Source organism: Streptomyces sp. NRRL F-5122, from assembly GCF_001507435.1.
GTDB lineage: Bacteria > Actinomycetota > Actinomycetes > Streptomycetales > Streptomycetaceae > Streptomyces > Streptomyces lannensis.
Window position 1 is genome coordinate 73393 of record NZ_LMWH01000015.1, and the last position, 19297, is coordinate 92689.

Annotated in this window: 17 protein-coding genes; 7 read left to right on the top strand and 10 right to left on the bottom strand. The window is 71.6% G+C overall.

Going from position 1 to position 19297, the window contains the following annotated elements:
- Positions 1 to 179 precede the first annotated feature (179 nt).
- Complete coding sequence (locus ADL25_RS04110; protein ID WP_199839094.1) at positions 180 to 1415, bottom strand: hypothetical protein; 1236 nt, start codon at positions 1413 to 1415, stop codon at positions 180 to 182.
- Between the two features lie 354 nt (positions 1416 to 1769).
- On the opposite strand from ADL25_RS04110, the gene ADL25_RS04115 reads away from it, so the two are divergent.
- The 3 genes from ADL25_RS04115 (at position 1770) to ADL25_RS04125 (ending at position 3987) form a co-directional block, all read left to right on the top strand.
- Complete coding sequence (locus ADL25_RS04115) at positions 1770 to 3119, top strand: transaminase (RefSeq protein WP_059126219.1); 1350 nt, start codon at positions 1770 to 1772, stop codon at positions 3117 to 3119.
- A 43-nt stretch (positions 3120 to 3162) separates the two neighbouring features.
- Entirely contained in the window at positions 3163 to 3603 is a 441-nt protein-coding gene (locus ADL25_RS04120; RefSeq protein WP_059126220.1) for an Lrp/AsnC family transcriptional regulator, read from the top strand.
- 129 nt (positions 3604 to 3732) lie between these two features.
- Positions 3733 to 3987, top strand: a complete 255-nt coding sequence (locus tag ADL25_RS04125) for a DUF5133 domain-containing protein (RefSeq protein WP_059126221.1) — start codon at positions 3733 to 3735, stop codon at positions 3985 to 3987.
- Positions 3988 to 4064: 77 nt separating this feature from the next.
- Here ADL25_RS04125 and ADL25_RS04130 read toward each other — a convergent pair whose 3' ends face one another.
- Positions 4065 to 4271, bottom strand: coding sequence for a hypothetical protein (locus ADL25_RS04130; protein ID WP_059126222.1), 207 nt, complete (start codon positions 4269 to 4271; stop codon positions 4065 to 4067).
- A gap of 318 nt (positions 4272 to 4589) precedes the next feature.
- Between ADL25_RS04130 and ADL25_RS04135 the strand changes: the two genes are divergently transcribed.
- Both ADL25_RS04135 and ADL25_RS04140 read left to right on the top strand, forming a co-directional pair.
- The gene (locus ADL25_RS04135; RefSeq protein WP_059126328.1) at positions 4590 to 5075 is read left to right on the top strand and encodes an Lrp/AsnC family transcriptional regulator; all 486 of its coding nucleotides are present in this window, start codon (positions 4590 to 4592) and stop codon (positions 5073 to 5075) included.
- Between the two features lie 178 nt (positions 5076 to 5253).
- A complete protein-coding gene (locus ADL25_RS04140) occupies positions 5254 to 5739 on the top strand; it encodes a DUF2000 domain-containing protein (RefSeq protein ID WP_059126223.1) in 486 nt (161 codons plus the stop codon).
- A 53-nt stretch (positions 5740 to 5792) separates the two neighbouring features.
- On the opposite strand, the gene ADL25_RS04145 is transcribed toward ADL25_RS04140, so the two are convergent.
- The 3 genes from ADL25_RS04145 to ADL25_RS04155 form a co-directional block, all read right to left on the bottom strand.
- A complete protein-coding gene (locus ADL25_RS04145; RefSeq protein WP_059126224.1) occupies positions 5793 to 6587 on the bottom strand; it encodes an N-formylglutamate amidohydrolase in 795 nt (264 codons plus the stop codon).
- 89 nt (positions 6588 to 6676) lie between these two features.
- On the bottom strand, positions 6677 to 7534 hold the full coding sequence (locus ADL25_RS04150; protein ID WP_059126225.1) for a fructosamine kinase family protein: 858 nt from the start codon (positions 7532 to 7534) through the stop codon (positions 6677 to 6679).
- A gap of 109 nt (positions 7535 to 7643) precedes the next feature.
- Positions 7644 to 8606, bottom strand: coding sequence for an NAD-dependent epimerase/dehydratase family protein (locus ADL25_RS04155; protein WP_059126226.1), 963 nt, complete (start codon positions 8604 to 8606; stop codon positions 7644 to 7646).
- Between the two features lie 396 nt (positions 8607 to 9002).
- On the opposite strand from ADL25_RS04155, the gene ADL25_RS04160 reads away from it, so the two are divergent.
- On the top strand, positions 9003 to 11075 hold the full coding sequence (locus ADL25_RS04160) for a SpoIIE family protein phosphatase (RefSeq protein ID WP_059126227.1): 2073 nt from the start codon (positions 9003 to 9005) through the stop codon (positions 11073 to 11075).
- 159 nt (positions 11076 to 11234) lie between these two features.
- On the opposite strand, the gene ADL25_RS04165 is transcribed toward ADL25_RS04160, so the two are convergent.
- The 3 genes from ADL25_RS04165 to ADL25_RS04175 all read right to left on the bottom strand — a co-directional run bounded on the left by ADL25_RS04165 (position 11235) and on the right by ADL25_RS04175 (position 15231).
- Positions 11235 to 12104, bottom strand: a complete 870-nt coding sequence (locus ADL25_RS04165) for a DMT family transporter (protein ID WP_059126228.1) — start codon at positions 12102 to 12104, stop codon at positions 11235 to 11237.
- A 565-nt stretch (positions 12105 to 12669) separates the two neighbouring features.
- The gene (locus ADL25_RS04170) at positions 12670 to 14973 is read right to left on the bottom strand and encodes an FUSC family protein (protein ID WP_059126229.1); all 2304 of its coding nucleotides are present in this window, start codon (positions 14971 to 14973) and stop codon (positions 12670 to 12672) included.
- A 39-nt stretch (positions 14974 to 15012) separates the two neighbouring features.
- Positions 15013 to 15231 (bottom strand): hypothetical protein, encoded by a 219-nt coding sequence (locus ADL25_RS04175; RefSeq protein WP_059126230.1) that lies wholly within the window; start codon positions 15229 to 15231, stop codon positions 15013 to 15015.
- 269 nt (positions 15232 to 15500) lie between these two features.
- On the opposite strand from ADL25_RS04175, the gene ADL25_RS47875 reads away from it, so the two are divergent.
- Positions 15501 to 15809 carry a hypothetical protein gene (locus ADL25_RS47875; protein WP_059126231.1) on the top strand — a complete coding sequence of 103 codons (309 nt, stop codon included), beginning with the start codon at positions 15501 to 15503 and terminating at the stop codon, positions 15807 to 15809.
- 90 nt (positions 15810 to 15899) lie between these two features.
- Here ADL25_RS47875 and zwf read toward each other — a convergent pair whose 3' ends face one another.
- Both zwf and ADL25_RS04190 read right to left on the bottom strand, forming a co-directional pair.
- The gene (gene zwf / locus ADL25_RS04185) at positions 15900 to 17276 is read right to left on the bottom strand and encodes a glucose-6-phosphate dehydrogenase (RefSeq protein ID WP_059126232.1); all 1377 of its coding nucleotides are present in this window, start codon (positions 17274 to 17276) and stop codon (positions 15900 to 15902) included.
- A gap of 122 nt (positions 17277 to 17398) precedes the next feature.
- Positions 17399 to 19222 (bottom strand): glycoside hydrolase family 15 protein, encoded by a 1824-nt coding sequence (locus ADL25_RS04190; protein ID WP_059126233.1) that lies wholly within the window; start codon positions 19220 to 19222, stop codon positions 17399 to 17401.
- Positions 19223 to 19297: the final 75 nt, after the last annotated feature.

Here is a 19297-nt window from a genome sequence, read left to right on the forward strand (position 1 = left end):
TGGGCGGGCACCAGATCGCAGACCGCTCGTGGGCGCCCACCCCCCTTGGTGCCCCCGAGCCGTCCGGCCCCGCCCTTGCCATCCCCCCCGGCATGCGGCGGGGCCGGCTCTTTTCCGTCCGGCCGGACACGGGGATGTGCCCTCCGGCGGTTGCCGGAGGGCGGGCACGTTCGCTCCGGCTACCGCCGGTCGCGGGCCTGCGAGGGATCCGGCGAAGACGGCGGAAGCGCGGGGGTCTCCCCACCCGGCCCGGCCGACGTGGACTCGCCGTCCGAAGTGCCGGTGCCCGGCGCGCGGTCCTCGGCGACGGACGGACGGAGCAGTCTGGCGCCCTCGCGCACTCGGTCCAGGGGTTTTGCCAGGGAACGCAAGGAGAAACCTTCCCGCTTGCGCGGCTCCTGCCGTGGCGCCGGAAGGGAGCCGAAGGACTCCTGGTAGGCCGCCAATGCCTCATGGGCGAGGTCGGCCGCCTCCCGGTACAGATCCCGCGACTTCGTCATGGCGTCGAGGGCCTCGGCGTAGGCGGCGGCCTGTTGGCGCGCCAACGTCAGTTCCTCCTCCAGGGTCGTCAGGTGCCATTGCTCGCGCAGTCGCGTCAGCGCCTCCTGCGCCCCGTCGGGCAGCGGCGCCGGCGACTGGGCGGCACGTCGTACCGTCTCGATGAGTTCCATGGGCAGCGAGCCGTCGAGGAACACCGAACGGACGCTGAAGTTCCGGTCGTCCGCGCCGGCCGTCGCCGGACCCCGTGGGAGCACCACGGCGCCCCCGCGCGGCACCCGCACCCCCAGGTCGTAGAGCGCCCAGTTCACCACCTGGAACTGCTCGGGTGCGGCCCGGTGCTCAACGACGCGATGGCGCAAGGCCGGCGGCAGCAGGGACGCCAGCGGGTGCAGCCCCCGCTCATCCGGGGTCATCGCCTCGTGGACCACGACATGGATGCTCCACGAGCGGCGTGCGCAGTCCTTGAGCAGACGCCGAAGCGCACGGTCGTCCGCCGGGAGGCGGTTGATCCCTCGGAAGCGAAGACCCGGGACGAGGTCGTGGTCCCAGGGGGCGTCGGCGTCCTCCGGCCAGAAGACCGTGGCGGGCGAGGGCCAACCCGGGTCCCAGGGCCGGTCCGCCTCAGCCACGAGCACCCAGCTCCGCTCGTCGTCCCCGGGGTCGGGCACCGGCTCGATGTTCAGCCGGGCCCGCACCACGATGTCGTCGTCGACCAGCCAGCGGGCCTCGAAGGAACGATGGGCCGCGTCGTCGTCCGAGCCGTCGAACTCGAGATGGTCCTGGACGGCCTCGCTGCTCCGGAGCTCCCGCAGCCGACGGCGGACGGTCTCCTCGGCGCCCGGGCCGGGATACCGCCCGCGTGCCAGCCACACGGTGTCGGGGGCCGTGGCGGAGACGGTGGGGGACTTTGCCATGGATCACTCTGCGGGGGTGAGGACGGGGGACGCCTCCCAGTATGGTCCGCGCACACCGCGGGCCCGGAGGCAAGGTCGGTCATGATCGCTTGTTCCACCGTAGTGCCCGGCCATGCATTGATGTACGCCACATCGACGAGACACGCCTTCCGTCGCCAGGAATCGACCCCAACGGACAGTGTCCGGGCAGGTGGACTCCCTGACTGCCGAGGTGGCCCTCCTCAATTGCTCACTGCCCGTCTCGCGCGATTCCATTGTTCGATCAACCGATTCTGTTGCGAAGGTCTTGTACCGGTGAAGAATTCCGCCGTACGGTCCACGTCATCACGTGTCGCCGGAAGTCTGGGGTACACCATGGACCGCGCCCGACTGCGCCGGCTCCTCGCCCGCGAGAGCGCCGAAGCCCAACAACTGAACCCGCGTTCGAAGGCCGCCTACGAACGTGCCGACCATCTCTTCGGCCGGGTGCCGATGACGTGGATGAACAAGACCGCGGGAGCGTTTCCGCGCTATCTGGCCGCAGCCCGGGGTGCTCGCGTCACGGACATCGACGGTCACGAGTACATCGACTTCTGCCTCGGTGACACCGGCGCGATGGCCGGTCACTCGCCCGACGCGGTCGCCGCGTCGGTGCAGCGGCGCTTCACCGAGCTGGGTGGGGCGACCGCGATGCTGCCGACGGAGGACGCCGAGTGGGTCGGCGCGGAACTGACCCGGCGTTTCGGGTTGACGCGCTGGAGTTTCTCCCTGACGGCGACCGACGCCAACCGGTGGGCGATACGGCTCGCCCGGGCGGTCACCGGCCGCCCGAAGATCCTCGTGAACAGCTACAGCTACCACGGCAGCGTCGACGAGTCGCTGATCGTGGTGGGCCCCGACGGGCGCGGAGTTGCTCGGCCCGGCAATGTGGGCGCGCCCTGTGATGTCACCCTGACCAGCCGGGTGGCCGAGTTCAACGATCTCGCGGGGCTGGAACGGGAGCTCGCCCACGGTGATGTGGCGGCCGTCCTCATGGAACCCGCGCTCACCAACATCGGGATCGTCCTGCCGGAGCCTGGATACCTCGAAGGTGTCCGCGAGTTGACCCGGCGGTACGGCACCCTGCTGATCAACGACGAGACGCACACGTTCTCCGCCGGTCCGGGAGGCTGCACCGCGGCCTGGGGTCTGGAGCCGGACATGCTCACCATCGGCAAGGCGATCGGCGGCGGCGTTCCGGCGGGTGCGTACGGGCTGTCCGCGGAGTTGGCGGAGCAACTGCTCGGCCGCGCGGACCTGGACCTCGTCGACATGGGCGGTGTCGGGGGCACCCTGGCCGGCAACGCGCTGTCGGTCGCCGCGACCCGGGCGACCCTCGAACACGTCCTCACCGACCAGGCGTTCGCTGCTATGGGCGAGCTCTCGAGGCGGTTCGAGGCCGGTGTGCGGGCCGGGATCGAACGATGGAACCTGCCCTGGTCGGTGTCGCGGCTCGGCGCCCGCAGCGAATACCGCTTCGTGAACCCGGCCCCGCGCACCGGTACGGAGTCCGCGGCCGCCTCCGACACCGACCTGGAGGACTACCTCCATCTGTATCTGGCCAACCGGGGGCTGCTGCTCACGCCGTTCCACAACATGGCGTTGATGTGCCCGGCGACCACCGACAAGGACGTCGGCACCCACACTGAGGTGTTCGGCGCAGCCCTGTCCGAGCTGTTCGGCTGACGCGGCTCGCCCGGCGGGGCAGCCACCACAGGAAAGGAAGAGCGTGGACGAGATCGACCGGGCCATTCTTCGTGAGCTGCAGACCGACGGCCGCATCGCCTACTCCGACCTCGGTCCCCGGGTCGGCCTCTCCGCCTCCGCGGCCCGTCAGCGTCTGCAGCGGCTCCTCGACTCCAAGGCCGTCCAGGTGGTCGGGGTCACCGATCCCATGCGGATGGGCGGCCAGGCGATGGCCCTGCTCGGAGTCGGGGTCGACGCGGACCCCCGTGCCGTTGCGGAGGAGTTGGCCGCCCACCAGGAGGTCGTCTACTCGGTGCTGACGTCGGGAGGGTTCGACCTGTTCGTGGAAGTCGTCTGCGCGGGGCCCCGTGAACTGCTCGATTTCGTCAACGACGTGGTGCGGGAGACCGAAGGCGTCGCACGGATCCAGTCCTTCCCGTACTTCGGCATTCATACCCACCGGTTCCTGTGGAATGTGGGTTAGGGGGAGTTGTGCGACGTTCCCAGCTGCGAGCGGCGATAGCATGTCAAAGTGCCCGTCCGGGAACGTAGTTGCGCATGAACCGTCCGTGACGGGGCACTCGGCTCGACAATCGAGAGAGAGGGCCTGGTCGTGCTCGTTCCGGATTCGAAGGTCGTCAGAGGGCTGCTGACCCGGTACGCCTCCCTGCAGATCGCTCTCGCCGAACGGGAGACGCCCGAAAGGGTGCGGGAGCTCGAGGATGTCAGCTACACGCTGTGCATCATGATGGGGACCCGGAGTGTGTTCGACGCGATCTCGGCGGCGGACGCGCTGCTCGGCGCGGAGGCCCGGGTCGTCGGCGCCCAGGAGTCGGACGGTGAGAGCGGGCTGCCGGTGCCGGCGTGACCGGGTGACGACCGCGACCGATCCGGGATCACCGCGCCACGGCGGGGGTCGCGGGCGGTGAGTCCGGAGCGGAGGCGTCAGGGCAGCAGCTTGTCGAGCGCGGCGTGCCCTTCGGAGGCGAGTTTGCGTTCGGCCCATGCCAGAGCGCTGGGGGTGATGTCCCTGCCCGAGGCGAGGACCAGGTCGTCCGGTGAAGTCTCCGTGGGGGCAACGTGCAGCAGATAGTCCGGAGTGGCGTGATCATCGGACGGACGACGAGACGCATCAGGCTGTGACGTCGACATCTTGTCTCCTATGCGAGTCGATCCGCAGTGGTGGCACCCGCCGACCGTCGTGGGGGGACACCACCTTTCCCTCACTTTTCATCGAGATGACGCCGCGCGCATCCTGAGAGGCCAGGCCTCGCCGGACATGAAGCCGACCGTGATCGGGCCTTCACACAACGTGAGTTGACGCTCGGTGTGCGTGATGGGGCATGTCGACGGATACCTGCCCGGCCGAGACGTAGTGCACCTCCCGGACGGGGGTGGCGAGCCATGTACAAGGTGCGGAGCGACGGGCGGTACACCGCACTTCATGCGGCGTACGGTGGACGCATGGACATGGACGCACTGGACCGCGCCCTGCTGCGCGAGCTGCAGGACGACGCACGGCAGACGAACCGGGACCTCGCCGCCAAGACCGGTGTGTCACCGTCCACCTCGCTCGAGCGGGTGCGGCTGCTGCGTGAGCGGGGGGTCATCACGGGTTACCACGCGGCCGTGGAGCTGGAGGCGCTGGGCCGTCCCGTACAGGCCCTCATCGCGGTCCGGATCCGGCCGCCGGCCCGCCCGGTCATCGAGGGCTTCCGCGAGTGGGCCGCCCGACTGCCGGAAACCATCGGGCTGTTCGTCACGTCCGGTTCCCACGATTTCCTCATCCACATCGCCGTCCCGGACGTCAACGGCGTCTACGCCTTTGTCATCGACCGGCTGACCGAGCGCCGCGAGGTCGCCGACGTGCAGACCACCCTGGCGTACGAGCATGTCCGCTCGCGCCGCATCGAACCCGCCGCGGAACGGCCGCGCGACCGGCGCAAGGGCCGCTGACGCACAAAGACGCGACGACCGCACATGTGGTGCTGCGGACGCGGGATCGCCGCACGACGTACGGAGCCGCGCCGCCTCGCATCCGTCTTCCGAGCGAAGTTCGGCCAGGATGTCTCACACCCGCATAGACGCCTACGCTCTTCGTGCCAGATCGCAGAAATGCGCAGGAGAGCAGGCAATGGCCGACGAAATGACATCCACCGCCCCCATCGGCTTCGCGTCCGAGGAGATCGACCCGACCGTTTCGACCCGCGCGGCGCGCCTGAAGTGGGTCGTGGTCGTCGACCGCGACCTTCCGCCGGGACGCGCCGTGAACGCCGCCGTCTGCGCTGCGGCTGCCACGCAGTCGTCGGTGGCGGGACTGCTCGGCGAGGACGCGGCCGACGCCGAAGGCACCGTTCACCCGGGATTGCCCTGGAGCGGCTGCTCGATCCTGGCCGCGGACGCGGCAGCCCTCCGCGCCATCCGTGCCAAGGCGGCGTCCTACGCGGACACGTTCGTCGCCGACATGCCCGCCCTTGCCCAGGAGACGCTGGTCTACGCGGACTACCGCGCCGCCCTGGGCAAGACCTCGGCCGAGGACGTCGCCTACTGCGCGGTGAGCATCGTGGGTCCACGCAACCGGGTCGGCAAGCTCGTCGGGAAGCTCCCCCTTCTGCCATGAGCGTCGGGTGCACGGTGTCCGCGCCGTGAGCTCCCGAACCGGCCGCCCCTGCCTCAGGACACGGCGCCGACCACGGCCGCCAGCGCCGAGGCGAGTCGGGTGACCCCGGGCCCGGCGGCCCCGCCGGGCTCCGTCATGTAGGTGTCGCGCCGGATCTCCACCATCAGTGCGGCGACCCGTGGGTCCGCCCCGTAGTGGTGAAGGGGAACGTAGGTCCCGGAGAAGGGGCTGTCGACCTCCGTCCCGCCGAACTCCGCGAACGCCTCACGCGCCCGGTCGAGCAGCTCCCGCGGTGTGTGGAAGGCGTCGGTGCCCAGACACACCGGCGGGCGAGGGCCCTCGCCGTGCATCTCGTAGGGCAGCCGCTCGGTGGGGTAGGAGTGGACGTCGAGCACGACGGCCCGCCCGGTGGCCGCCAGCCGGCCGGCGACGGCCTCGGTCATCGACCGTGCGTACGGACGGAAGTAACGGTCGATCAGCGGTTGCGGGTCGAAGTCGGCGGGGCGCAGCGCCCGGCGGTGCGTCGTGCGGGTGTACACCGCCCCCATCCCCACGGCGAGCATCTCCTCACGCTCGTCCGGGAACCGCTCGGGGTCGACCACCAGCCGTGACAGCCGGTTGACGAATCGCCACGGAGCGACCGTCGCGGTCTGTGCGGCAAGACCGGCCACGACGTCGGTGTGAGCGTCGGTGATGTGGTCCAGCTCGCGGGAGAGTTCCGTGTCGTCGAGGAGGATGCCGGCCCGCACGTCCGCCGGTATCTCGCGGGCGGAGTGCGGCACATGAAGAATCACGGGGGACTGCTCGGCACCGGGCAGCAGGGCGAACGGCGCGGCGGCTCGGGACACGCAGGCTCCTTACGGTCGACGACCCGGTGACGGTACCTCCCGGCCCGTCCGCGGCCCGCACCGCGGCCTTCCGCGACCGTGCTCCGCGGTCACCCGGTCAGGGCCGCACGTGCCGCGGCCAGCGCCTGCTCGGCGTAGCCGCGGCCGAACAGCACCGTGTGCACCAGGAGCGGGAAGAGCTGGTGCAGCCCGATGCGATCCCGCCAGCCCTCGGCGAGCGGCGCCGTCTCCTGGTAGCCGTCCAGCACGCGGTCCAGATGCGGGCAGCCGAACAGCTGGAGCATGGCCAGATCGGTCTCCCGGTGCCCGCCGTGCGCGGCCGGGTCGATGACCCAGACATGTCCGTCGACGCCCCACAGGACGTTGCCGTTCCACAGGTCGCCGTGCAGCCGGGCGGGCGGCTCCACGGGGCCGGCCAGTTGCGGCAGCCGCTCGCAGACCTGCTCCACCACGGCGGCCTCGGCGCGGCGCAGCGTGCCCTCGTCCACCGCACTGCGCAGATAGGGGAGCACCCGGTGCTCGGCGTACCAGACCGGCCAGTCGTCGCCCGGGACGTTGCGCATCGGGGCGAGACCGATGTACGCGTCCTCGGGGCCGTCCGGCGGCGGGGCGCCGAAGGCCGGTGCACCGGCCGCGTGCAGGGCGGCCAGGTCACGGCCGAAGCGGGCCGCCGCCCCGGCGCTCGGCCGGCCGGCCGGGACGCGGTCGGTGACCAACCATCCCGCGTCGTGGCCGTGCACGGGCGGGACCCGCACCGTGCCGGCGTCCGCCAGCCAGCGCAGACCCGCCGACTCGGCCCGCATCGCGCCGGGATCCGAGCCGCGCTTGACCATCACCACATGACCGTCGAGGAGGGTCACTTCGGTGAGCGCCCCGGACAGCGGGCGCTCATCCGTCACCGGGCGTCCGGTGAGCCGGGCCGCCGCGGCCCACGGGCCTTCGGACATGGTCGGCACCTCGTCGCATCGCTCAGGACCTCCGGGAGGAGGCCGGACCACACCGTACGACGGGGGCGGTCCCGGCCGCTCGGCCGATCCACAGGAGGCCCCACCGGGTTCAGCGCCCGAGGAAAGTGCGGAACCACTCGATCGTGCGGCGCAATCCGTCCTCGGTATCCACCTCGGGCTCCCAGCCGAGTTTGCCGCGGGCCTGCGTGATGTCCGGGCACCGCGCGGCCGGGTCGCCCGTCGGCCGCGCGACGAAGCGGATCTCCGAGGTGGAGCCGGTGAGTTCGCTGACGAGACGTGCCAGGCGAAGCACGGTGACCTCGGCGGGATTGCCGATGTCGACCGGGCCCCGCATACCGTGTGCGGCCGCCGCGAGGATGCCGCGCACGGTGTCGTCGACGTAGCACAGCGACCGGGTCTGCCGACCGTCACCGGTCACCGTGAGCGGCTGGCCGCTCAGCGCCTGCCGGATGAAGGTGGGCACGGCCCGTCCGTCCTGGCCGCGCATCCGCGGACCGTAGGTGTTGAAGAGCCGCACTATGCCGGTGTCGGTGCCCTTCGCCTCCGCGTGCGCGGTGGTGAGGGCCTCTCCGAAACGCTTGGCCTCGTCGTACACGCCTCGGGGTCCGACGGGGTTCACATGGCCCCAGTACCGCTCGTCCTGGGGGTTCCCCTGCGGGTCCCCGTAGACCTCGCAGGTCGAGGCGAGGACGAAGCGGGCGCCCGAGCGATGGGCGAGGTCCAGGGCGTTGCGGGTACCGACGCTGCCGGTGTCCATCGTGTGCAGGGGGAGCCGCAGATAGTCGGCGGGGGAGGCCGGCGAGGCGAGATGCAGCAGGAGATCGGGAGGCCGACCGACGGTGAACCCCTCGGCGACGTCGGCCTGTACCAGCGTGAATCCGGGCCGGTCCAGCAGTGCGGCGACGCTCTCGCGCCGGCCGGTGCTGAAGTCGTCCACGCAGGTGACCGCGGTGCCCGCATCCAGCAGGGTGGCGCACAGGTGCGAGCCGATGAATCCGGCGCCGCCGGTGACGACGGCGTGTTCCCACTGCCGTGACAAGGCGTTGGCCATTCACATCCTCTTCCTGTGTCGGCGACTGCGTATCGAGCGCGCTCGGCACCGGACGGCTGACGACGCGAGGGCGCCGAGTACCCCGATCAGCGTCCGTCCGCCGGACGCCGGAGGCTCGGTGGTCTACGGCAGACGGGTGACTCACGGAGAGCGAGTGCCCAGGTCGGGGCCGTCCCGCCGGACGGCCGCTGCCTCGTCGGGCCACGAGGGCCGACGCCGGCCTTCCGGACACGGTCCGTCGACGGGAGGTCCCGTGACCGTGACCACGGGGGCGGGCCGTGCTTCCGGCGGTTTTCGCTGGCTTGCCTCGCGCCGGGGACACTATGGAGTGAGGCACAGCGCCCACCACGTGGCAGGAGCAGAGGCGTGGTATCGGCTGTGAGAGGAAGATCGGGCATGGGCAGGGCGGAGTTCTTGGGGGCAGACCAGGGCCCGGCTGCGGCCGGCCCGGCGGTGCCGCCCAGCGGTCTGCTCGATCTGCTGAACGTCGCGGCGGTGGTGCTGGACGCGGAGGGCCGGGTGGTCTTCTGGAGCCCGCAGGCCGAGGAACTGTTCGGGTACACGCCGGCCGAGGCACTCGGCGAGTTCGCGGCCCGGTTGATGGTGCACGAGGAGCACTGGGACGAGGTCATCCGGCTCTTCGGCGCGGTCATGGAGTCCGGCATCGGCTGGGCCGGAGCCTTCCCGATCCGGCACAAGGACGGCAGCACCCGCCTGGTGGAGTTCCGCAACATGCGGTTGCTGAACGACGTCGGCGAGTCCTATGCCCTCGGCCTTGCCACCGACCACGCCACCGTCATCCAGGTCGAGCGGGACGTCGCCCTGTCCGCGCGTCTGGTGTCGCAGTCGCCGATCGGGCTCGCGATCCTGGACCCCGACCTGCGCTACCTCAGCGTGAACCCGGCACTTGAACGCATCCACGGTCTGACGGCCGCCGAACACCTCGGGCGGCGGGTCAGGGACGTCCTCACCTTCCTCGACGGCGTCGCCATCGAGCGCGTGATGCGGCAGGTCATGGAGACCGGCGAGCCGGTCGTGGACCGCTATGTCGTCGGCCGGACCCACGCCGACCCGGATCACGATCACGCCTGGTCCGTCTCGTATCACCGGCTGGAGGACTCCGGCGGGCGCATGCTGGGCATGGCCGACTCCGTCATCGACATCACCGAGCGACATCGGGCCGCCGCCGAGGTCGCGGCGGCCCGCCAGCGCCTGGCACTGATCGCCAAGGCGTCCGCCTCGGTCGGTACCACCCTGGGCCTGGAACAGACGGCGCGCGAGCTCGCCGACGTCGTCGTACCGGACCTGGCCGACGTGGCTGCGGTGGTCGTGCTCGACCGGGTTCTGGACGGCCGGAGTGCGCCGGGCGCGGCCTCGGGCCGGTTCCGCTCACTGGCGGTCAGCGCGGCCCACCCGGCGGGGACCGAGCATGCGGCCGGCCCGCTCGAGGAAGCCGCCGCGCACGACGCCGACCGACTGATCACCCGGAGCATCCAGACCCGCAGGCCGGTGGTGGTCGCCGACACCAGCCACCGGGATCCGCCGGGCGTCGTGCATCCCGAGGAGGCCACCCCCTTCCTCGCGGCCGCCGGGGTGCACTCCTACCTCGCCGTACCGCTGGTGGCCCGCGGCGAGGTCCTCGGCGCCCTCGACCTCAAACGCACCGACGCCGGCGGGCCCTTCACCGAGGACGACGTGTTCCTCGCCGGAGAACTGGCCGCCCGCGCCGCGGTGTCCATCGACAACGCCCGCTGGTACCAGGCCCAGCGTCAGACGGCCCTCACCCTGCAGCGAAGCCTGCTCCCCGTGCTTCCGTCCTACCTGCCCGGCCTGGTGGTCGCCTGCCGCTACCAGCCCGCCGGAGCCGTCGGTGAGATCGGCGGCGACTGGTTCGACGCGATACCCCTCCAGGGGGAGAAGTCGGCCCTGGTGGTCGGCGACGTCATGGGCAGCGGGATCAAGGCCGCGGCCACCATGGGCCAGCTGCGCAGTGCCAGCCGGGCCTTCGCCGAGCTCGACCTGGCGCCCGCCGAGGTGCTCCGGCACCTCGACCATCTGACCGAGGGCGTCGAGCAGACCATCGCCACATGCATCTACTGCGTCTATGACCCCCACCGGGGAGAGTGCCAGATCTGCCTCGCCGGCCATCTGCCGCCGGCCCTTATGCGGCCCGGCCGGGCGGCGGAGCTGCTGGACCTGCCCACCGGCGCCCCGCTGGGGGTCGGCGGGGTCCCCTTCGAGACCGTCACCGTCCCCTTCCGCCCCGGCGACCAGCTCGCCCTCTACACGGACGGTCTGGTCGAGACCCGGCGCGACCCCATCGACGCCCGCCTGGACACCCTCCTCGACGCCCTTACGGCCACCCACGGCCGCAGTCCGGAGGAGGCGTGCGACTACGTCCTGGACGCGCTCCGCCCGCCGGGCGGCGAGGACGACGTCGCACTGCTGATCACCCGAGGCAGATCCTGACGGACACACCGGACCGGCCGCGCCGGTTGCTCTGTCCGCTCCGAGGCACAGCAGGTGCGGGATGTCATAGGGGAAGCTCCTTGCGGGGCACCCGCTTGCCGGGCCGTGCGTCGGCGGTCGCCGTAAGCGGATTGCCGCAGGGTCGGGAGCGCAGGGGCGTCATCGACCGCTGCTGTCCGCGGCCGCGTGCACGGTGGGCACCACCCGGCTCAACAGGAGCACCCCCCACAGGATGCAGCCGATGCCGATCGCCTCCGGGAGCACCCACCAGCCCGTCCGGATCCGCTCCCCGAAGAGGGTGATACCGAGCAGCAGGCTCACCGTGGCGTCACCGATGGTGAGCGCCGGCTGCGAAGCGGCGAGCCAGCCCGCCTGAAGGGCGTTCTCCAGCAGCAGGACGGCGCAGACGCCGGTCAGGGCGAACCCGTACGTCTGCCAGGAGGTCAGGAAGGCGCCGAGGCCCCGGTCGGAGAACGTGCCGGTGGCGGACTTCAGCAACGCCGCGGTGAGTGCGTTGCCGATGGCCGAGGCCGTGGCCAGTACGGCGGCCCGGAACAGCGGCGGGCGTCCCGGGCGGGCGAGGGCGACCGCCGCGGCCATGAGCCCCACGCAGAGCGCCACCGCCGGGATCCAGCGGACCATGGGAGCCTGGTCCTCCACACCGGAAGGGGCGGCGGCACCCAGGACGAGCGCGAGGCCGGTGACCACCCCGGTGATGGCCCACCAGACCGGGGGCGGCAGTCGGCGGCGCATGAGCGAGGCGCCGACGAGCAGGGCGAACGGCAGCTCGAGGACGAAGAGCGGCTGGACCAGGGCCATCGGGCCGTTCACCAGGGCGAGCGCCTGGAACAGTGCCGCACCGGCGACCCCGGCGACTCCGATCATCCAGGCCGGACGGTGGGCGAGGGCGATCAGGAGCCGCAGACCGCCGCCGCGGGAGACCGTGGACGCCGCCTTGCGCTGGAACGCGGTCCCCACCGCGTTGCTGGCGGCCCCCAGCACGGCGAACAACGCGGCGAGCACGATCATCTGTCCAGCATGCCCTGTGCCGGGCACCGGTGCGCCGCAGGCCGGGCCGCGCGGCGCCGGGTCGCGGGCACGCGGGCCGCGGGACGGTACGCATCCGGAGCCGCGGCAGCGCGCGCCGCACTCCCTCCCAAGGTGGGCGTCGAGTCCGGCAACGAGGCCCTGGCCCTGGCGCTCCGACGCATCGTCACGACCCCGAATTCACCGTGAGCAAAAGGGAATTCCCATAGCGGCCGACTCCTGCGGCGGCGAGGTCCGCCGTGACGACGACGATCGACCCAGGATCGCCGGGGCCGTTCCCATGGCCTCGGAACCCGCCGCCCGCGGGCTGCCCGGTGTGGGCGCGACTGCTTTGCCATACCGTTCGCACACGACACACGAGTACATCGTCGGCCGCGACGGAGCCATGTGAGGGGACTCCTAGGCACAGTCCCGTCGACCGGCGGGGAGATCTCGAAGCCCAACTCGTGGGGGTGGCGGTCATGTTCGGCGTGCGGCCCGGCTTCCTCAGGTGACCGTCCGTATCGGCGTGCGGGAGCGGGAGGGTGGCCCGGCGCCGGCTCCGCCGTCAGTCCGCAGGGGACGGTGCGGGGCCCGTCGCGCCCTGCAGTCCGCTCGGCCGCGCCGCGGCCGCCAGGCTCGGCTGGAGGCGGCGGGCGGCATCAAGATGGTCGGCGGTCCAGATGATGCGGACCGCGGTGGCGGTGGCCTGCCCGCGGTCGTCGGTGAGGTCCTGACGCAGCAAGTCGACCAGGCGCGCCTCGGCCGCCGGACTGTGCGGCAGCGGATCGGGCACGGGGGTGTGCCGCGTGAGGCCCGTGGCGAGGGCCCTGTACCAGCCGGACACACGGCCCGCGATGGCCGTCAGGACCAGGCGGGCGTCGGCCCGGTCCGTCTCGCTGTCCGGTTCGCCGTCGCGCCGCCACAGGCCCAGTACGGCGTCCGCGGCCAGCCGCAGGCCGACGATGCCGGTGACCAGGGTGGTCATCTCGGCCAGGGGCACCGGTTTGGCGCCGCGTTCGGCGAGGTAGCTGCGGAAGGCGTCGTCGAGTCTGCGGGCGGCCGCGGCCGCCTGACGGCCCTCGTCCAGGGGCGCGCCGGCCGGAACCGGACCAGGGCCGCATCGGCCGACGGCGTATTTGACCGCTCCGGCGAGATAGCGGGCACTGTCCGTGTACGCCCTGGCGAGGGCACGGTCGACCGCGGCTGCGGCACCACGCGGCCAGAAGAGCAGGCCCACCACCACGCTCACGGCGCATCCGATGGCGATGTCCTGAAGCCTTAGCAGGGCGATGTGCCAGTTGGGGTCGTGGCCGACGTTGAACAGGATGACGAGGGTGATGGTGAAGGCCGCCTGACCGGCGGCGAACGAGATGACGGAGGGCGCGATGCCCGCGACCAGGACGGCCAGGGGCAACAGGAACCACAGAGACGTGCCGTGATGGCCGAAGACGTGGAGCAGCCCGGCTCCGATCACCGAACCCGCGATCGTTCCGCCCAGGGCGCGCAGCGCCTTCTGCCCCGTGTTGAGCGCGTTGGAGCGCAGTACCGACAGGGTCCCGAGAAGCACCCAGAACGAGTGCTCGACACCCGCCAGGTCCGCGAGGGCGACCGCCGCGCCCAGGCCGAGCGCGCCCCGGAGACTGTTGTGCAGCCAGACCGAGTGCCGCTGCAGATGCGCCGCGGCCCGTTCGCTCGCCGCTGCCAGCGGTGCGCTCAGGCTGCCGGGTTCGTGCCCGAGCAGGCGCTCCGGCCAACTGCGCCGTTCGGCGGCCGCGGACAGTGCGACGTTCTCGGCGATCTGGAGCGTCGCGAACCCCAGTTCCTGGGCGCGGAACGACAGATCCAGGGTGCCGAGGAAGGCGCTGACCGCCGACTCGGTACCGGGCCGCGGTTGGTGTGTGGGCAGCCGGGTGGTCGCGCTGCGCTCCATGTCGTTCATGGCCGAGCGCAGATCCTCCAGGGCGGCGCGCAGGGCGTCCGGCGGGTCGCCCGGTGCGTCGAGCAGGTCGGCCGCCCGGTCCAGGGTCCCGGCGGCGGCCCGGCGTACCGAGTGGGCCGCGCGGTCGCAGGGCGGCGGGTCCTCACGCGGGGTCACGCTGTCGGCCACGATGCTGCACAACCAGGTGAGTTCGTCGACCAGGCGGACCAGGGCGCGCGAGCCGACGGACAGCCCGGTGGGCCGGTAGAGGGTGCCGTCGAAGGCGCGCCGCAGGTCGTCGGCCGCGGCGGCGGCCTCGTCGGCGGCGGCATGGCAGTCACCGCCGCTCGGCGCATGCGGGCCACGGGCCAGCCGGGCGGCGTCGGCGTGCAGTTGGGCCGCCACCGCGCGGCACACACGCGAGGCGGGTGCGCTGAGTGGATCGGCAGCCGGACGCGGCCACAGCAGGGAGATCGCGAACAGCGCGGCGACGGCCGCGCATCCCGCTCCGGCGAGTCGCTCGGGCAGCTGCGACAGCGACGTGGGCGTGGTGACCGGGAGGACGAAGGCCAGCAGCAGCGCTGTCGACGCGCCCGCGAGGACGGAGCTGACCACACCCGAGAAGAGGATCAAGAACGCCACCACGACTGTGGCTGTCACCGCGAGCCAGGTCTCGCGGGCCACGAGCGTGCCGACGCAGATCAGCACCCCCCAAACCACCGCGAGGCCCAGATGGGCCCGCAGCCGCTGCACCATCGGTCCCGTGAACTCCACCAGGAGCAGCATCGCGAACGAGGCGAACGCCGCGAAGGTCGCCATCGTCGGTGAGCCGAACACCTCGCCGCACAACGCGAACAGGGCGGGCATCACCAGCGCGGTCCGCGCGGCCCTTCGGGTCGCCGCCAGCTCCGGATCGTGCGCACGCAGCCATGCCGGGGCCCGTCGGATCATCCGGAGGCGGCCAGGTCTGCGCACGCGCCCTCGCCGCTCTCAGAAGCTCCTGGGCCACACCTCGGGCCCACCGCCATGCCACTCGATCACTGGGGACTCGGCGACATCGACCTCGTCCCAGCCCTCGAGCCCGGCACGCTGAAGGAGCACCGCCAGCTCGTGCAGGCTGTACGCCATCCCGAGGATCTCGCCGTCGGCCCGGATGCGCCGGCCGCCTGTCTCGGAGGGCGGGGAAACGATCACGCGACGCTCGGCCATACCCCCAGATTCACTCGTCGGAGGCGGGCCCGCATCCGCGGCCACCAGGCTGTGCCTTCGAGCCGCTCAGCGATGCCGGGGGTCCGCACACACAGTGATATCGAAATGTCGCCTGGTAATTGTGAAGGAGTGGTTGACGCGGCGCGCCTGGAATGCAAAAGTCCGGCAGCCCCACCACGCGTGACCAAGAGGTCACTCAGGCATATGCCCAGGACTCCGAAGGGCGTCGTGCCGCGTGAGTTCCACCTGCCCGAAACCTGAGGAAGAACATGCGCTACACCGCCGCCGCGTTGGCCGTCGCCGCGCTCGTGTTGACGGGTTGCTCCCAAGCGAGCTCCGGCAGTGACGGGTCCGCCGATCCGTCCTCCACCGCCGACCGAGCCGCCAGCGCGGAGCAGATAGCCGCCTGCACGAACGCCCTCGTCGCCAAGAAGAACGACACCGCTGACAGTGGCACGCCGGAGTGCAAGGCGCTCTCCCCCGAGGACTACCTGAAGGCGCTCCAGGCGGCGAAGGACAAGGCACAGGGCGCGTCGCAGGACGGTGGTGCCGACGCGTCGGCGTCCGCCCAGGGGTAACCGCCCGCGGACACCCACCCCCACCGCCGAACTCACCACGAAGCGGGGGAAGCCGGCCGAGGAAACGGCGCTGCGGGTTCGCGGCGCCGTTCAGCCGGCCGGGGCGAGCCAGCTGTGGCCGACCGGGAGGAGGGCGTCGGTCTCCGGGGGGCCCCAAGTGTTCCGGGGATAGGGGTGCACCGGCACGACGTCGCCGAGGACGGGGTCGACGAGGCGCCATGCGGCCTCCACGGTGTCCTGCCGGGCGAACAGCCAGCGGTCGCCGGACAGCGCGGCGCCGATGAGCCGGTCGTACGGCCGCATGTCCGAGCCGGGGAGCCGGCTGAACGCCAGCTCCTCCTGCTGGGCCTCAAAGCCCTCGCCCGGCTTCTTCCCGGCGAGGGAGAGGGACACCTGGGTCTCGGGCCAGACGCGGAAGCGGAGCATGTTGGTGGCGGGCGCGGGACGCAGCCCGAAGACGTCGTGCGGAGGGCGGCGGAAACGGATGCAGACGTCGGTCGCGGTCACAGGCAGGCACTTCCCCGCGCGGATGAGGATCGGGACGTCCGCCCAGCGCCAGGAGTCGGCGGCGAGCCGGACCGCGGCGAAGGTCTCGACGGTCGAGTCCGGGTCCACGCCGTCCACGTCCAGATACCCCTCGTACTGCCCGCGAATGACGCTCTCCGGGGTGAGCGGCCGCAGTGAGGAGACGACCTGGGCCTTCGCGTCCTGCCAGGACTGCAGCCCCGGCCCGGAGGGCGGGTCGGCCATGACGGTGGCCAGCACCTGCACCATGTGGTTCTGCATCACGTCCCGGATGGCGCCGGTGCGGTCGTAGAAGCGGCCCCGGTCGGAGACGTCGAAGGCCTCGGCCATGGTGATCTGGATGCTCTCCACGTGCGTACGGTTGAGCAGGGGTTCCCACACCGAGTTGGCGAAGCGCGCGAAGAGGACGTTCTCCACCGGGTCGAGGCCGAGCCAGTGGTCGACACGGTAGATCGCGTCCTCGGGGAAGTACTCCTGCAGGGTCGTGTTGAGTGTGCGCGCGCTGCCCAGGTCGTGGCCGAAGGGCTTCTCGACCATGATGCGGGCGCCCTTCGCACGTCCCGCCGTCGCGATGCCCCGGGCGATCCGGCCGAAGAGGGAGGGCGGCACCTCCAGATAGAACAGGGCGCGCTCGCCACTGCCCATGGCCTCGGACACCGCCGCGTACGTGGCGTCGTCGTCGAGGTCGCCGTCGACATAGCGAAGCAGCCCGAGCAGCTGGACGGCCGCCGGCGACCCGGGATCGATGTGGTTGAGGGCGAGTGAGGCCTCGGCGTAGGAGCGGAATTGGTCGACGCTCCAGCCGGCCTTCGCCACGCCCACCACGGGGACGTCGAGGACGCCGCGTTCGACGAGGCCCACGAGCGCCGGGAACGTCTCGAGTTTGGCCAGGTCACCTGTGGCGCCGAAGATCACCAGCGCGTCCGTCTGCCGTGCTGTCATCGCTGACCCTCCTGTGACGAAGCCATGCGGACGTACCTTCGTGGCCCCTGCGGTCGAAGCCGGATGGGGACGGAGCGGGGCCCGGCCGCGGCGGGGTGCCGGAGGCTCGGGACGACGGTCATTCAGCCGCTCCGCTTCGCGTCGAGGGCGTTGTCGAGTGTGCAGGCGGCCATGATGAGCGACAGATGGGTGAAGGCCTGTGGGAAGTTGCCCAGTTGCTCGCCGGAGGGACCGATCTCCTCGGCGAACAGGCCGACATGGTTGGCGTACGTGAGCATCTTGTCGAAGGCGTAGCGGGCCTGCCGCAGGCGCCCCGCGCGGGCGAGCGCGTCCACGTAGAGAAAGGTGCAGAGGCTGAACGTCCCATCGGAGCCGCGCAGGCCGTCGGGTGAGGCGGCCGGGTCGTAGCGGTAGACGAGGCTGTCCGAGACGAGCCTGCGGTCGATCGCGTCCAGGGTGGACAGCCATGCCGGGTCCTTCGCGGCCAGCAGGCCGACGCGGGGGACGAGCAGCAGCGAGGCGTCCAGTACGTCGCTGTCGTAGTGCTGCACCAGGGCCCGCTGGGAGCTGTTCCAGCCCCGGACCATGATCTGCTTCAGGATCGCGTCGCGGGTGTAGCGCCAGCGCTCGATGTCGGCGGGCCGGCTGAAGTGCTCGGCGAGTTTGATACCGCGGTCGAAGGCCACCCAGCTCATCACTCTGCTGAAGGTGAAGTCCTTGCGGCCGCCGCGGGTCTCCCAGATGCCCTCGTCGGGCCGGTCCCACTGGTCCGCGAGCCAGTCGAGCACATCGGCCGTTCCCTGCCAGGCGTGGTAGCCGGCCTGGACGAGGCCGAGCTCGCGCGCTTCGGACAGGGCGTAGAGGGCCTCGCCGTAGATGTCGAGCTGGAGCTGGTCCATGGCGGCGTTGCCGGCACGGACCGGATACGAGCCGCGGTAACCCTCGAGGTGACGGAGAACCTCCTCGCCCAACTGCGGATCGCCGTCCACCCGGTACATGATCTGCAGCCGTTCGCCCGGCAGGTCGATGCGCTCGCGCAGCCGGTCGCTGAGCCAGTCGGTGAAGGCCACCGCCTCCTCGGCGAAACCGAGGTCGAGGAGGGCGCGTACGGACAGGGACGCGTCGCGGACCCAGGTGAAACGGTAGTCCCAGTTGCGCTCCCCGCCCTCCTGCTCGGGCAGGCCCATGGTGGCGGCGGCGATCGGTGCACCGGTGGGGGCGTAGGTGAGCAGCTTGAGCGTGATCGCCGAGCGTCGCACCATATTGGGCCACCGGCCGGTGTAGTTCGCGGTGCTCACCCAGTCCTGCCAGAAGTTGACGGCGGACCACAGCTCGTCGGTGAGCTCCCCTTCGGTCGGTACCGGCGGTGCGTCGCCGTCCGCCGCACACACGGTCAGGACCGCTCCGGCGGCCTGCCCGGCGTCGAGCGTCACCGTGCCGCGCACGTCGTCGCCCGTGCGCTCGAGCGGGAAGGTCGCCTGCAGGTGCAGCGCGATCCCGGGGGTGCGGAACGCCGCGCCCGCCGTGTCGAGCCGCAGGTCGTGCGTGGCGCGACCGTAGTCGAAGCGCGGCCGGCAGTCGAGGGTGAAGCGGACCGTGCCCCGCACGGCGCGGATCACGCGCAGCAGAGTGTGGCGGTCGGTGGGACTGCGTGAGGGGTTCGGGGGCATCCAGTCCATCAACTCGCCGACGCCGTCGGGGGACATGAACCGGGTGACGAGAACGGCCGTGTCCGGATAGTAGAGCTGGCGGTAGGTCACGCCCTCGGTCTGCGGTGCCAGCCGGAAGTGACCGCCGCGGTCGTGATCCAGCAGCGCGGCGAAGATGCTGGGTGAGTCGAAGCGGGGAGCGGCGAACCAGTCGAGCACGCCTTTGGCGGACACCAGCGCGACCGTCTGCAGGTCGCCCACCAGTCCATGGTCGGCGATCGGCGGATAGCGGTCCATCACCACACTCCGAGCTGTCCGGTCGGCTCCCCGGAAAACTAGTCGAGGCGGGTGAGCCCGGACGCGTACGCCTCG

Excerpts from the sequence above, each read along its gene's own strand:
- ADL25_RS04115 (WP_059126219.1), top strand. The coding sequence starts at position 1,770 with ATGGACCGCGCCCGACTGCGCCGGCTCCTCGCCCGCGAGAGCGCCGAA.
- ADL25_RS04170 (WP_059126229.1), bottom strand. The coding sequence starts at position 14,973 with ATGATCCGACGGGCCCCGGCATGGCTGCGTGCGCACGATCCGGAGCTG.
- ADL25_RS04175 (WP_059126230.1), bottom strand. The coding sequence starts at position 15,231 with ATGGCCGAGCGTCGCGTGATCGTTTCCCCGCCCTCCGAGACAGGCGGC.
- ADL25_RS04140 (WP_059126223.1), top strand. The coding sequence starts at position 5,254 with ATGGCCGACGAAATGACATCCACCGCCCCCATCGGCTTCGCGTCCGAG.
- ADL25_RS04150 (WP_059126225.1), bottom strand. The coding sequence starts at position 7,534 with ATGTCCGAAGGCCCGTGGGCCGCGGCGGCCCGGCTCACCGGACGCCCG.
- ADL25_RS04165 (WP_059126228.1), bottom strand. The coding sequence starts at position 12,104 with ATGATCGTGCTCGCCGCGTTGTTCGCCGTGCTGGGGGCCGCCAGCAAC.
- ADL25_RS47875 (WP_059126231.1), top strand. The coding sequence starts at position 15,501 with ATGCGCTACACCGCCGCCGCGTTGGCCGTCGCCGCGCTCGTGTTGACG.
- ADL25_RS04160 (WP_059126227.1), top strand. The coding sequence starts at position 9,003 with ATGGGCAGGGCGGAGTTCTTGGGGGCAGACCAGGGCCCGGCTGCGGCC.
- ADL25_RS04190 (WP_059126233.1), bottom strand. The coding sequence starts at position 19,222 with ATGGACCGCTATCCGCCGATCGCCGACCATGGACTGGTGGGCGACCTG.
- ADL25_RS04130 (WP_059126222.1), bottom strand. The coding sequence starts at position 4,271 with ATGTCGACGTCACAGCCTGATGCGTCTCGTCGTCCGTCCGATGATCAC.
- ADL25_RS04135 (WP_059126328.1), top strand. The coding sequence starts at position 4,590 with ATGGACGCACTGGACCGCGCCCTGCTGCGCGAGCTGCAGGACGACGCA.
- ADL25_RS04155 (WP_059126226.1), bottom strand. The coding sequence starts at position 8,606 with ATGGCCAACGCCTTGTCACGGCAGTGGGAACACGCCGTCGTCACCGGC.
- ADL25_RS04110 (WP_199839094.1), bottom strand. The coding sequence starts at position 1,415 with ATGGCAAAGTCCCCCACCGTCTCCGCCACGGCCCCCGACACCGTGTGG.
- zwf (WP_059126232.1), bottom strand. The coding sequence starts at position 17,276 with ATGACAGCACGGCAGACGGACGCGCTGGTGATCTTCGGCGCCACAGGT.